13 protein-coding genes are annotated in these 13,324 nt (G+C 50.8%); all 13 read right to left on the bottom strand.

Going from position 1 to position 13,324, the window contains the following annotated elements:
• Positions 1-9: 9 nt before the first annotated feature.
• Positions 10-693 carry an ABC transporter ATP-binding protein gene (locus tag ACX1CU_RS00065; RefSeq protein WP_459400650.1) on the bottom strand — a complete coding sequence of 228 codons (684 nt, stop codon included), beginning with the start codon at positions 691-693 and terminating at the stop codon, positions 10-12.
• Between the two features lie 574 nt (positions 694-1,267).
• On the bottom strand, positions 1,268-3,097 hold the full coding sequence (gene glmS, locus ACX1CU_RS00060) for a glutamine--fructose-6-phosphate transaminase (isomerizing) (RefSeq protein WP_459400649.1): 1,830 nt from the start codon (positions 3,095-3,097) through the stop codon (positions 1,268-1,270).
• 296 nt (positions 3,098-3,393) lie between these two features.
• Positions 3,394-4,764, bottom strand: coding sequence for a bifunctional UDP-N-acetylglucosamine diphosphorylase/glucosamine-1-phosphate N-acetyltransferase GlmU (gene glmU, locus ACX1CU_RS00055; protein WP_459400648.1), 1,371 nt, complete (start codon positions 4,762-4,764; stop codon positions 3,394-3,396).
• A 293-nt stretch (positions 4,765-5,057) separates the two neighbouring features.
• Positions 5,058-5,477, bottom strand: coding sequence for a F0F1 ATP synthase subunit epsilon (locus ACX1CU_RS00050; RefSeq protein ID WP_459400647.1), 420 nt, complete (start codon positions 5,475-5,477; stop codon positions 5,058-5,060).
• A 21-nt stretch (positions 5,478-5,498) separates the two neighbouring features.
• Complete coding sequence (atpD, locus tag ACX1CU_RS00045; RefSeq protein WP_459400646.1) at positions 5,499-6,881, bottom strand: F0F1 ATP synthase subunit beta; 1,383 nt, start codon at positions 6,879-6,881, stop codon at positions 5,499-5,501.
• Positions 6,882-6,913: 32 nt separating this feature from the next.
• The gene (gene atpG, locus ACX1CU_RS00040; RefSeq protein ID WP_459400645.1) at positions 6,914-7,777 is read right to left on the bottom strand and encodes a F0F1 ATP synthase subunit gamma; all 864 of its coding nucleotides are present in this window, start codon (positions 7,775-7,777) and stop codon (positions 6,914-6,916) included.
• A gap of 57 nt (positions 7,778-7,834) precedes the next feature.
• The gene (gene atpA / locus ACX1CU_RS00035) at positions 7,835-9,376 is read right to left on the bottom strand and encodes a F0F1 ATP synthase subunit alpha (protein WP_459400644.1); all 1,542 of its coding nucleotides are present in this window, start codon (positions 9,374-9,376) and stop codon (positions 7,835-7,837) included.
• 12 nt (positions 9,377-9,388) lie between these two features.
• A complete protein-coding gene (gene atpH, locus ACX1CU_RS00030; RefSeq protein ID WP_459400643.1) occupies positions 9,389-9,922 on the bottom strand; it encodes a F0F1 ATP synthase subunit delta in 534 nt (177 codons plus the stop codon).
• A 14-nt stretch (positions 9,923-9,936) separates the two neighbouring features.
• The gene (gene atpF / locus ACX1CU_RS00025) at positions 9,937-10,407 is read right to left on the bottom strand and encodes a F0F1 ATP synthase subunit B (RefSeq protein WP_076943874.1); all 471 of its coding nucleotides are present in this window, start codon (positions 10,405-10,407) and stop codon (positions 9,937-9,939) included.
• Between the two features lie 58 nt (positions 10,408-10,465).
• On the bottom strand, positions 10,466-10,705 hold the full coding sequence (atpE, locus tag ACX1CU_RS00020; protein WP_004393045.1) for a F0F1 ATP synthase subunit C: 240 nt from the start codon (positions 10,703-10,705) through the stop codon (positions 10,466-10,468).
• Between the two features lie 49 nt (positions 10,706-10,754).
• Positions 10,755-11,531, bottom strand: coding sequence for a F0F1 ATP synthase subunit A (gene atpB, locus ACX1CU_RS00015; protein WP_459400642.1), 777 nt, complete (start codon positions 11,529-11,531; stop codon positions 10,755-10,757).
• Positions 11,532-11,554: 23 nt separating this feature from the next.
• Positions 11,555-11,938 carry a F0F1 ATP synthase subunit I gene (gene atpI / locus ACX1CU_RS00010; RefSeq protein WP_459400641.1) on the bottom strand — a complete coding sequence of 128 codons (384 nt, stop codon included), beginning with the start codon at positions 11,936-11,938 and terminating at the stop codon, positions 11,555-11,557.
• Between the two features lie 637 nt (positions 11,939-12,575).
• The gene (rsmG, locus tag ACX1CU_RS00005; protein ID WP_459400640.1) at positions 12,576-13,196 is read right to left on the bottom strand and encodes a 16S rRNA (guanine(527)-N(7))-methyltransferase RsmG; all 621 of its coding nucleotides are present in this window, start codon (positions 13,194-13,196) and stop codon (positions 12,576-12,578) included.
• Positions 13,197-13,324 lie beyond the last annotated feature (128 nt).

Raw genomic sequence — 13,324 nt, 5'->3', positions numbered from 1 at the left:
GCGGGAAACTTACTGCATTGCAATGCGGGTAACATTGCCATCATGTACCTGATAGAGATCGTCGGCTTCTGCAATAACCTGCGGGTCATGGGAGGAAAAGACCACCGTCACCGAATGTTCCTGCTGCAAACGCCGCAATAACTGCAAAATGGAGTTGCCGGTTTTGCTGTCCAGATTAGCCGTCGGTTCATCGGCCAGTACCAGTGAAGGGCGATGAATAAGAGCCCGGGCAATTGCGACGCGCTGGCGTTGACCACCAGAGAGTTGCCCTGGTAACGATCGTGCTTTTTCAGCCAAACCGACCGTTTCCAGCATATTCATGATGGCGGATTTCCGCTGTGCAACCGTTGTACCTTGCAAGATAAGCGGGATCTCAACGTTTTCCCAAACGCTCAAGACGGGGATTAAATTAAAATTCTGAAAAATAAATCCAAGGTTACGGGCGCGAAATGCACTGCGTTGATCGTCATTCAAGCGTGACATTTCCTGCCCGGCAATCACCAGGCTGCCTTGATCGGGACAATCAATCCCACCAATAACATTCAATAAGGTCGTTTTACCACTCCCAGATTGACCAGATAATACGGTGAAACGTCGCGAGGCGATTTTTATATTAATATCTCTTAATGCCTCAACCTTGGACTGCCCCAATAAATAGTTTTTGCAAATCCCTTTAATCTCCACTGCCCACATTTTCTTTAATTCCTTTTAAATATAAAACGTCACTTCAAGAAAGAGGCAATAAACTCAGTCTAACACAAGTAAAAACACAAATAACACATTGACTCTATCAAATTAAGATTATACAGCACCTTAACAAAGCATATAGATATTTGTGCACTAAGGCTACGACCACATATTCTAAGTTTTTTCCTAAGCATTAAGCCATTTATATTTTAATCGCATCATCAAGGCAAGCAACGCCCAACACCTTCAATATAAAAGTGATATCGTTTTCTTAACCCTAAGACCATCCTGAATAACACACAGAAAAATCAGGATATTTTTATTGATGAAGCGATTCTACAAAATTAATGCATTATTAATGCATCTTATAAAATTGCAGGTAAGTAAGATAAGAATAGTTATTAATATACTGACGTAATCGGGTTAAAAACAACAGAATGATTAACAAAAAAACAAGAAACATCTTAACAAAGCTAAGATACAGCTGATAAATCACAGGTTCTAACTTTTTGCTAAGCTGAATAAATTGATAAAAAAACCGGCACACAGGCCGGTTTTTGACGTTATTGGCAGAACCCAATCACTCTACGGTAACGGACTTCGCCAGGTTACGCGGCTGATCCACGTCGGTACCCTTAATCAGCGCCACATAATAAGACAGCAACTGCAATGGTACGGTGTAGAAAATTGGTGCCACAATTTCTTCAACGTGCGGCAACTGAATGATAGTCATTCCTTCGCTGCTGACAAAACCCGCATCCTGATCGGCAAACACGTACAGTTGACCACCACGCGCGCGCACTTCTTCGATGTTGGATTTCAGTTTTTCCAGCAGTTCGTTATTAGGGGCCACCACAATCACCGGCATATCCGCATCGATCAGTGCCAACGGACCGTGTTTCAACTCACCCGCAGCGTAAGCTTCTGCATGGATATAGGAAATTTCTTTCAGCTTCAGCGCCCCTTCCATTGCGATCGGATATTGATCGCCACGGCCAAGGAACAGCGCGTGATGCTTGTCGGAGAAACCTTCCGCCAGCGCTTCAATGCTCTTATCCAGCGACAGCATCTGCTCTATACGTGCTGGCAACGCCTGCAGGCCGTGGACAATTTCATGCTCAACGCTTTCAGCCATACCCTTCAGGCGGCCAATACGCGCCACCAGCATCAACAACACGGCAAGCTGAGTGGTAAAGGCTTTGGTTGATGCCACACCGATTTCAGTACCCGCTTTGGTCATCAGTGCCAGATCGGATTCACGCACCAGAGAAGAACCAGCCACGTTACACACCGCCAGTGAACCCAGGTAGCCCACTTCTTTCGACAGACGCAGCGCGGCCAGCGTATCGGCGGTTTCACCGGACTGAGACAGGGTGACGATCAGGCTACCAGGACGCACAGCGGATTTGCGATAACGGAATTCAGAAGCGATTTCCACGTCACAAGGCACACCAGCCAGCGATTCGAACCAGTAACGTGCCACCATGCCGGAGTGATAAGAGGTACCACAGGCGATAATCTGTACGTGCTGCACTTTTGCCAGCAGTTCATCAGCGCGCGGACCCAACTCGCTCAGGTTGATCTGACCATGGCTGAAACGCCCCTCGAGGGTGTTTTTCAACGCCATTGGCTGTTCAAAAATCTCTTTCTGCATGTAGTGACGGTAGGCGCCTTTATCACCAGCATCGTATTGCACCTGAGATTCAATCTCTGGGCGCTCAATGGCGTTACCCTGCTTGTCAAAAATGTTGACCGTGCGGCGGGTTACTTCCACTACGTCGCCTTCTTCCAGGAAGATAAAGCGGCGAGTCACCGGCAGTAATGCCAGTTGATCGGAAGCAATAAAGTTTTCACCTACGCCACGACCAATCACCAGCGGGCTGCCTGAACGAGCGGCGACCAGCACGCTAGGATCGCGGCTATCCATCACCACCGCGCCGTACGCGCCACGCAGTTGCGGGATCACGCGCTGAACCACGTCCAGCAACGTACCGCCCTGCTTCTGCTCCCAATGCACCAAGTGAGCAATCACTTCGGTATCGGTTTCTGAGCTGAAGCGGTAACCGCGTTCGATCAGCAGTTCACGCAGCGGTTCGTGGTTTTCGATGATGCCGTTATGCACCACGGTGATGTAATCAGAAATATGAGGATGCGCATTCGCTTCGGTAGGTTCACCGTGCGTTGCCCAACGGGTGTGAGCAATACCGGTTCCCCCGTGCAGAGCATGATGTTCTGCCGCTTCGGCCAGTTTTTGCACCTTGCCGACACGGCGTAAACGGCTGACGTTACCTTCGGCATCAACCACGGCTAAACCCGCAGAGTCATAACCACGGTATTCCAAACGACGTAAACCTTCCAACAGGATTTCTGCAATATCACGTTGCGCTACTGCGCCTACAATTCCACACATCAGTTTGTATTCCTAATTAAACGCCTTTCGGGGCGCTTTCGATGCCTTGACCTGATTTTGCCGGTTTTTTACCGTGCATCCCCGAGCCTGTAGAGGGTGGGGTTATTATGTTTTGTCTTGAATTCCTTAACGAAACCCAACACAAAACACACTATTTCACCTGCACTAATTTACCCAATAGATTTCGAGTTGCAGCTAAGCGGCAAGGGCCTGAATCCCCAGGAGCTTACCAAGGTAAGTGACTGGGGTTCAGGCATGAAGCCAACAACGCTGCGGCTCGAAATATGAAGGGTAAATTACTTTTTCTTCACCGGGCGCTGCCAGCCTTGAATATGCACCTGCTTAACGCGGCTCAGCACCAATTCATCTTCAGCGATATCTTGGGTAACCGTCGTACCAGCAGCGATAGTGGCACCTTTACCCACCGACACCGGAGCTACCAGCTGGGTATCAGAACCAACGAACACGCCGTCACCAATAATAGTCTTGTATTTGTTGGCACCGTCGTAGTTACAAGTGATAGTCCCGGCACCGATATTCACATCCGCACCGATCTCGGCATCACCCAGATAGCTCAGATGACCCGCTTTGGAACCTTTACCCAACCGCGCTTTCTTGATTTCCACGAAGTTGCCGACGTGCGCGCCTTCAGCTAATTCTGCACCAGGACGCAGGCGAGCAAACGGGCCAACGGTACAAGCTGTTTCCAGCAGTGCATCTTCCAGCACGCTGTAAGGGCTGATCTCACAGTCATCGCCAATCACGCAGTTTTTCAGCACGCAACCGGCACCAATCTTCACGCGATGACCCAGCTTAACCTTGCCTTCAATAATGACGTTGGCATCAATGGAGATATCGCGGCCATGCTCCAGTTCGCCACGCAGGTCGAAACGCGCCGGATCCAGCAGCATGACACCCGCCAGCAGCAGTTTTTCAGCCTGTTCGGCCTGATAGAAACGCTCCAGCTGCGACAATTGCAGGCGGTTATTCACACCTTCAACTTCGCTTAGGCGCGAAGGATGTACCGTTTCAATCTTTTTACCGTCGGCATGAGCCAAGGCGATAATATCGGTGATGTAGAACTCACCCTGCGCATTATCATTGTTCAGCATCCCCAGCCAGCGCTTCAGATCGCCGCCATTAGCCACCAGGATGCCGGTGTTGATTTCATTAATCTGGCGCTGCTCATCGCTAGCATCTTTATGCTCTACGATACCGACGACATCACCATTATTACGCACAATACGACCATAGCCGCTTGGATCGTCCAGCTTTACCGTCAGCAGACCAATGCCGCCCTGCGGTTTTGCCGCCAACAGGCGCGTCAGCGTATCAACTGAGATCAATGGAACGTCGCCGTACAGCATCAGAATGTCTTCATCATCAGCAAAATGCGGGGCCGCCTGCTGCATCGCATGGCCGGTTCCCAACTGTTCTGCCTGTAGCACCCAGTTCAGCGCCTCATCCTTCAATCTGCTTTTCAGCAGTTCTCCACCGTGACCATAGACCAGATGGACATTCTGCGCGCCCAGCTTCATGGCTGCATCAATGACGTGCTGCACCATCGGCTTGCCCGCCAACGGATGTAACACTTTGGGAAGATCGGAATACATGCGTGTTCCCTTGCCCGCGGCGAGGATAACCACGCTCATTGCGCTGTTCGACATAAGCAACCTGATAACTCCATTTTGATAGACGGAAGTAAAACCGTTTGGTGATGAAAATACTACATATTTCTCTGCACGAATTCAGCACAGGCCGCATGGCTCTAGGCGTGCCGCTAATCGAGCCGATCCCATTTTACAGCAGAAAAACTGTCGGCGATCGGAGACGCTTAATTCCACTGGTAGCGCTAATACAGCACAATGCCGGCCCGGTTGAAACGCTTATTTTAAAGCAAAAAAAAAGCGACCACATGGGCCGCTTTCTTATTCTGAGAGTTATATGCAACTCTCGGATTTTACATCGCTTTTCTGGTGAGTTCGATAACGCGCAGTTTCGCGATCGCTTTCGCCAGTTCAGCGGATGCCTGAGCATAGTCGACGTCGCCATGAGAGCTACGGATGTGCTCTTCAGCTTTACGCTTCGCTTCCAGCGCTCTTGCTTCGTCGAGGTCCGTTCCACGGATGGCAGTGTCCGCCAACACGGTGACCACGCTCGGCTGTACCTCAAGGATACCGCCGGACAGGTAGATGAACTCTTCTTCACCGTGCTGTTTAACAATACGCACCATGCCAGGCTTGATGGCAGTCAGCAGCGGCGCATGGCCAGGGAAAATCCCCAGTTCGCCTTCGCTGCCTGTCACCTGGATCTTCTGCACCAGGCCGGAAAACATCTTCTTTTCCGCGCTGACAACATCCAGATGGTAAGTCATAGCCATATCACCCTCCTTCTCAAGGCGTTACAGTTTCTTGGCTTTTTCCACTGCTTCTTCAATGGTGCCAACCATGTAGAACGCCTGCTCCGGCAGGTGGTCATAGTCGCCGTCCATAATGCCTTTGAAACCACGGATGGTGTCTTTCAGCGATACGAACTTGCCCGGAGAACCGGTGAAGACTTCTGCCACGAAGAACGGCTGAGACAGGAAACGTTGGATTTTACGCGCACGGGATACCACCAGCTTGTCGTCTTCTGACAGCTCGTCCATACCCAGGATCGCGATAATATCTTTCAGTTCCTGATAGCGTTGCAGAATAGACTGCACGCCACGCGCTACGTCGTAGTGCTCCTGACCAACTACCAGCGGATCCAACTGACGGCTGGTAGAGTCCAGCGGGTCAACGGCCGGGTAGATACCCAGAGAAGCGATGTTACGGCTCAGTACCACGGTTGCATCCAAGTGAGCAAAGGTGGTGGCTGGTGACGGGTCAGTCAAGTCATCCGCAGGAACGTAAACGGCCTGTACGGAAGTGATAGAACCGGTCTTGGTTGAGGTGATACGTTCTTGCAGAACGCCCATCTCTTCCGCCAGCGTTGGCTGATAACCTACCGCCGATGGCATACGGCCCAGAAGTGCGGACACTTCGGTACCGGCCAGGGTATAACGGTAAATGTTATCCACGAACAGCAGAACGTCACGACCTTCGTCACGGAACTTCTCAGCCATGGTCAGGCCAGTCAGCGCAACGCGCAGACGGTTACCTGGTGGCTCGTTCATCTGGCCGTAAACCAGGGAAACTTTGTCCAGTACGTTGGAGTCGTTCATTTCGTGGTAGAAGTCGTTACCCTCACGAGTACGTTCACCCACGCCCGCAAACACCGAATAACCGGAGTGCTCGATCGCGATGTTACGGATCAGCTCCATCATGTTTACGGTTTTACCTACACCCGCACCACCGAACAGACCAACTTTACCACCCTTGGCGAACGGGCAGATCAGGTCCATTACTTTGATACCGGTTTCCAGCAAATCCTGGGAGCTGGACAGCTCTTCGTAGCTTGGTGCCGGACGGTGAATCGCCCAACGCTCTTCTTCGCCGATGTCGCCCTTCATGTCGATTGGTTGACCCAATACGTTCATGATACGACCCAGGGTAGCTTTACCTACCGGTACTTCAATTGGGTGCTGCAGGTTAGTCACTTTCAAACCGCGACGCAGACCGTCTGAGGTCCCCATGGCGATACAGCGAACCACGCCACCACCCAGCTGTTGCTGAACTTCCAGCACCAGTGTCTCGGTGCCGTTTTCGACCTCAAGAGCATCGTACACTTTTGGTACGGCATCCTGAGGGAACTCGACGTCCACTACGGCGCCGATTACCTGGATAATCTTTCCAGTAGCCATCTTGAATCCTCTACGTAATTCGTAAACCTAGCTTAAACCGCGGAGGCTCCCGAAACGATCTCGGTGAGTTCCTGAGTGATGCTGGCCTGACGCGCCTTGTTGTATACCAACTGCAGCTCTTTGATCAGGCTACCGCCGTTATCGGTTGCGGCTTTCATCGCGACCATTCGTGCGGCCTGCTCGCTGGCCAGGTTTTCCACGACGCCCTGATAAACTTGCGATTCCACATAGCGGCGCAGCAAGGTATCAAGCAGCACTTTTGGATCGGGTTCATACAGGTAATCCCAGGATTTTTTCTTCAGTTCACCGTCATCGGAAGGCGGCAATGGCAGAAGTTGCAGTATCTGCGGTTCCTGGGACATCGTATTAACAAATTTGTTGCTGACGATGTACAGCTTGTCCAAACGACCTTCGTCGTAGGCTTGCAGCATCACTTTCACTGGACCGATCAAGTCCGACAGAGAAGGGTTATCCCCCATGCCGGTCACCTGGGCAACGACTTTGCCACCCACGGAACCAAAGAAAGAGGCCGCTTTTGAGCCAACCAGCGCCAAATCAGCTTCGACGCCTTTTTCAGACCAGCCTTTCATCTCTGCCAGCAGCTTCTTGAACAGGTTGATGTTCAAGCCACCGCAGAGACCACGGTCAGTAGACACCACCAGATACCCGACGCGCTTAACGTCACGCTCATCCAGGTACGGGTGCTTGTATTCCAGATTCCCTAACGCCAGGTGACCGATCACCTCGCGCATGGTTTCTGCATAAGGACGGCTGGCCGCCATGCGTTCCTGCGATTTACGCATTTTGGAGGCGGCGACCATCTCCATCGCTTTAGTGATCTTTTGCGTGTTTTGCACGCTAGCGATCTTACTACGTATCTCTTTTGCGCCGGCCATCTCTGCTTCTCCTCATTGCCAGCGGCCTGCCGTCTTTCAACAGCAGGCCGCTATGCGTTACCAGGACTGGGTTGCCTTGAAGCTATCGAGGATGCCTTTCAGCTTGCCTTCGATCTCATCGTTATAAGCACCAGTTTGGTTGATGTGGTTCAGCAGCTCGGCATGCTCGCGATCCGCATAAGCAACCAGAGCGGCTTCGAAGCTCACGACTTTCGCGACTTCAACGTCGTTCAGGTAGCCACGCTCGGCAGCAAACAGCACCAGAGACTGTTGTGCGACAGACATCGGCGCATACTGTTTCTGTTTCAGCAGCTCGGTCACTTTCTGACCATGGCTCAGCTGTTTGCGGGTTGCATCGTCCAGATCGGAAGCGAACTGAGAGAACGCAGCCAGTTCACGATACTGTGCCAGTGCGGTACGAATACCACCGGACAGTTTTTTCATGATCTTGGTCTGTGCTGCACCACCCACACGAGATACGGAGATGCCTGGGTTAACTGCCGGACGGATACCGGAGTTAAACAGGTTGGATTCCAGGAAGATCTGACCATCGGTAATCGAAATTACGTTGGTCGGAACGAACGCGGAAACGTCACCCGCCTGGGTTTCAATGATCGGCAGAGCGGTCAGTGAGCCAGTTTTCCCTTTAACTTCACCTTTGGTGAAGGCTTCAACGTATTCAGCGTTAACACGCGCTGCACGCTCCAACAAACGGGAGTGCAGATAGAATACGTCACCAGGATAAGCTTCACGACCTGGTGGACGACGAAGCAGCAGGGAAATCTGACGATAAGCAACGGCCTGTTTGGACAGGTCATCGTAAACAATCAGAGCATCTTCACCGCGGTCACGGAAGTATTCACCCATTGCGCAACCGGCATACGGAGCCAGGTATTGCAGTGCAGCAGATTCAGATGCGGTAGCCACAACCACGATGGTGTTGGCCAGTGCACCGTGATCTTCCAGTTTGCGCACCACGTTAGCGATGGTGGACGCTTTCTGGCCGATAGCCACGTAAACACATTTGATACCGGAGTCGCGCTGGTTGATGATCGCATCGATCGCCAGAGCGGTTTTACCGGTTTGACGGTCACCGATCACCAGCTCACGCTGGCCACGGCCGATTGGGATCATGGCATCAACAGACTTATAACCCGTCTGTACAGGCTGATCGACCGACTGACGCTCGATAACGCCAGGTGCGATGGTTTCAACCGGTGAGAAACCGTCATGCTCAACCGCGCCTTTACCGTCGATAGGTGCACCCAGAGTGTTGACCACGCGGCCCAGCAGGCCACGGCCAACCGGAACTTCCAGGATACGGCCGGTACATTTTACCTTCATGCCTTCGGCCAGATCCGCGTACGGACCCATTACCACGGCACCTACGGAGTCACGCTCCAGGTTCAATGCGATTGCATAACGGTTGCCTGGCAGTGCGATCATCTCGCCCTGCATAACATCGGCCAGACCGTGTACGCGGATGATCCCGTCACTGACGGAAACGATAGTACCTTCATTGTGAGCTTCGCTCACCACATTGAACTGAGCAATGCGCTGCTTGATCAGTTCGCTGATTTCGGTGGAATTCAGTTGCATGCTCCAGTCCCCTTAAGACTGCAAGACGTCTGCCAGGCGTTCAAGACGACCGCGAACGCTGCCATCAATCACCATATCGCCAGCACGGATAATTACGCCGGCCAGTACAGACTTGTCAATTTTGCAATTCAGCTTAACTTTGCGTGACAGACGTTTTTCCATCGCAGCGGCAATATTGGCCTGCTGTTTATCGCTCAGTGCGCTCGAAGAGAGCACGTCGACTTCGATAGTGGATTCCAGCGCAGCGCGCAGTTCAATGAACTGTTGCAGTACCGCAGGAAGAACCAGTAAACGTCCATTTTCGGCCATTACGCGGATAAAGTTCTGGCCATGTTCGTCGAGCTCATCACCACATACCGCAGTGAACGTTTTGGACAGCGTATCTGGTGCAACAGCACCGGAAAGCAATTCGGCCATCTGTTCATTACGGGTGACTTCAGCAGTAAACGCCAGCATTTGCTGCCAGCGCTCTACGCTTTGGTTCTCAACGGCAAAGTCAAAAGCTGCTTTGGCGTAGGGGCGAGCTACAGTGATAAATTCAGACATCAGCCCCTCCCTCCTTACAGTTCAGCGACCAGTTTATCAACGATGTCGCTGTTAGCAGCTTCATCCACGGAACGTTCGATAATCTTCTCGGCGCCAGCAATTGCCAGCATCGCGACTTGCTTACGCAACTCTTCACGAGCGCGCTTACGTTCAGCTTCGATCTCAACCTGAGCCTGAGCCACGATTTTGTTACGTTCCTGCTCGGCTTCTGCTTTCGCTTCATCCATGATCTGAGCTTTGCGTTTGTTGGCTTGCTCGATGATCACCTGAGCTTCTGCTTTAGCAGTTTTCAGTTGGTCGGTCGCATGGGCTTGCGCTAAGTCCAAATCTTTTTTGCCACGCTCTGCAGAAGCGAGACCGTCAGCAATTTCTTTCTGACGCTTCTCAATGGCAGCCATGATCGGCGGCCATACATACTTCATACAGAACCAGACAAACAGGATGAACGAGATAGCCTGGCCGAGGATTGTTGCGTTAAGATTCACAGCACAATGCCTCTTTAAAAGTTAATAATGTGGTTTCTTTGTCGAAAAAAATCTCGACTTACGCGACAGCAAACATCACGTACAGACCCAGACCAACAGCGATCATAGGGATGGCGTCAACCAGACCCATAACGATAAAGAACTGTGTACGCAGCAGAGGAATCAGATCAGGCTGACGTGCAGCGCCTTCCAAGAATTTACCACCCAGGATGCCGATACCGATCGCAGCACCGATTGCCGCTAAACCCATCATAATAGCGGCAGCCATGTACAGCAGATCCATATTCAGGTTTTCCATGACAGTCTCCAGTTTATTTCAGTTTAAAAGTGCAAGTGTTTTAAGAAAATCAGTGCTCTTCAGATGCCATCGACAGATAGACAATCGTCAGAACCATGAAAATAAAGGCTTGAAGCGTAATGATCAGAATGTGGAAGATCGCCCAAGGCAAGCTCAGGATCCACTGTGACCACCACGGCAACAGGCCGGCAATAAGGATGAAGATCAACTCACCCGCATACATGTTGCCGAACAGTCGCAGACCCAGAGAAACAGGTTTGGACAGCAGGCTGACACCTTCAAGAATCAGGTTGATTGGAATAAATAACGGATGGTTGAACGGCTGCATGGTTAACTCTTTAGCAAACCCGCCAATACCTTTCATTTTGATGCTATAGAACAGAATCAGGACAAATACGGCCAACGCCATTGATAACGTGATGTTAACGTCAGCGGTAGGCACCACACGCAGCGCAGGCAGGCCTGCCATCGTACCGAGGTGCGGCAGGAAATCTACCGGAATCAGGTCCATCATGTTCATCAGGAACACCCAGACGAACACGGTCAGCGCCAACGGTGCGATCACCTTGCTCTTACCGTGATACATATCTTTCACGCTGTTGTCGACAAACCCAACAAGCAGTTCAACAGCGGTTTGCAGCTTGCCGGGAACGCCGCTGGTGGCGCTTTTGGCCACTTTGCGGAAAATTGCCAGGAAGACAACCCCGAGAACAACGGAGAAAAACATTGAGTCGAGGTTAATCGACCAGAATCCCGTCCCGATCTGAAGATGCGTCAGATGGTGACCGATATACTCCTGTGGAGTGTTGATTGCTCCTGCAGACATGATGCCTCTTACCCTTTATTGAGTTAAGTTCGGTAACGGTTAATCACGGTCGGTGCCACTATCTGCACCACTAACACCGCTAAATAGGTTATGCCAAGCGGGACAAAAACCGCTTTGAACACCCCAAGCGCCACGATCAACAACACAATGGTGATCACGACCTTCAAACCCTCGCCAACAGCAAACGACCATGCAACCCTACCGGGTGCTGGCGTTTGCGCCTGATGGCGCAAGGCAAACAGCATAAACATGGCATTAGGCAACCAGGCAGCAAAACCACCCGCCAACGCCGAACCGCTCCATTCCAGGCTTTTCAGCCCGAAAGCAGCGCTGATCAGAACAAAAGTCATTAACTGCAGGAACAGCAGCTTGCGTGCAACTTTTCCGCTGTAAAGGGACACAGACATGACGTTTGTTCTCTCCGTACCCCAAGGGGTATGCTGAGTGACGTATGAAACTGTTTTTGCTGTTTTGGGGCAAACAGCCAAAAACGAGCAAATTATACGGGCCACTCCAACGAATTCAATCGATAAGTAGCGAAAAGGTGAACAATTATTTAAATTTCCCTTTTTCGAGCTATTTTCACAAGAAAACGGTCGGAATAATCGTACAGGTTTAATTGTCTGATTATTCCAGTGTTGCGTCAGGAAACGTGCGGCTGATCACAATAATAACCATCACTGATTTATACCCCACCCAAGTAACCAGAGTCTTTAGCTAATCGAGCGGTAAAAAATTATTATAAATCAAAATATTGCAAGTTAACCCTTCAGAAACAATCCTTCTACCCGAGAAAAACCTTCTATTGACATTCTCAGGATGAATTACGCAACAGTAAATCAACATCGACAACAAGGCTGAATCTTTCGCACACTGTTACTAACGTGACTATTGCATTCTGCAATTAAGCGATTGTCAGTAATCAAGTCATCGTCTTAGGTTAATCAAGAGTAAATTGACTAAAAAATCGCTCATTTAATTAGCCCGCTTATCTTTACATTCCATACGACCGTTTAACAGAGACTTATTTGATTCTGAGCAAACTTAGTTTGCCTTTAGAACTACCAGATGCCGTTCACCTTCCAGTTCAGGAACATGCAAACGAATTACAGATTCCAAACTAATACCTTCTGGCAATTGCGTCAGTTCGTCTTCCGGACGAACACCTTTCAGCGCATAAAAACGCCCCTGCCCTTTTGCTGGCAAGTGATGGCACCAGGCCAGCATATCCTGCAACGAAGCAAAGGCTCGGCTGATCACCCCATCAAACGGTGGCTCTGCCGGAAAGTCTTCCACACGGCTCTGTACCGGTTCGATATTTTTCAGCCCCAGTTCATGCTGTACCTGGCGCAGGAAGCGTACGCGCTTGCCCAGGCTGTCTAACAGCGTGAAATGTGAGTCTGGCCGCACGATCGCCAACGGGATCCCCGGTAGTCCTGGGCCAGTACCGACATCGATAAAACGTGAACCTTGCAGATGAGGGTTAACCACGATGCTATCGAGAATATGGCGCACCAACATTTGCTGCGGATCACGCACCGAAGTGAGGTTATAGGCTTTGTTCCACTTGTCGAGCATACCGACATAACCCAGCAATTGCTGTTTTTGTTGATCGGGAAGCGCAATTCCTGCCGCTGAGAGCAGCGAATCTAATTTTTTTTGCACAACGGAATCCTCTGACAGAAGTGGAACAGCAAGCCAAAACCTTGCTGGCCCATGAGGCGACTATGATAATTCAGGCGTGGAATGATGTCAGCGGCCGTTTGCTCAGTAGATAAGCAAACGGCCAGATA

Source organism: Serratia sp. D1N4 (genome assembly GCF_054552755.1).
Note: the sequence above shows the minus strand (reverse complement) of the source record. Positions and strands in the feature narration are given on the sequence as shown.

Bases quoted from the DNA above. Each gene is read 5' to 3' on its own strand.
- ACX1CU_RS00065 (WP_459400650.1), bottom strand. From the start codon at position 693: ATGTGGGCAGTGGAGATTAAAGGGATTTGCAAAAACTATTTATTGGGG.
- glmS (WP_459400649.1), bottom strand. From the start codon at position 3,097: ATGTGTGGAATTGTAGGCGCAGTAGCGCAACGTGATATTGCAGAAATC.
- glmU (WP_459400648.1), bottom strand. From the start codon at position 4,764: ATGTCGAACAGCGCAATGAGCGTGGTTATCCTCGCCGCGGGCAAGGGA.
- ACX1CU_RS00050 (WP_459400647.1), bottom strand. From the start codon at position 5,477: ATGGCTATGACTTACCATCTGGATGTTGTCAGCGCGGAAAAGAAGATG.
- atpD (WP_459400646.1), bottom strand. From the start codon at position 6,881: ATGGCTACTGGAAAGATTATCCAGGTAATCGGCGCCGTAGTGGACGTC.
- atpG (WP_459400645.1), bottom strand. From the start codon at position 7,777: ATGGCCGGCGCAAAAGAGATACGTAGTAAGATCGCTAGCGTGCAAAAC.
- atpA (WP_459400644.1), bottom strand. From the start codon at position 9,376: ATGCAACTGAATTCCACCGAAATCAGCGAACTGATCAAGCAGCGCATT.
- atpH (WP_459400643.1), bottom strand. From the start codon at position 9,922: ATGTCTGAATTTATCACTGTAGCTCGCCCCTACGCCAAAGCAGCTTTT.
- atpE (WP_004393045.1), bottom strand. From the start codon at position 10,705: ATGGAAAACCTGAATATGGATCTGCTGTACATGGCTGCCGCTATTATG.
- atpB (WP_459400642.1), bottom strand. From the start codon at position 11,531: ATGTCTGCAGGAGCAATCAACACTCCACAGGAGTATATCGGTCACCAT.
- atpI (WP_459400641.1), bottom strand. From the start codon at position 11,938: ATGTCTGTGTCCCTTTACAGCGGAAAAGTTGCACGCAAGCTGCTGTTC.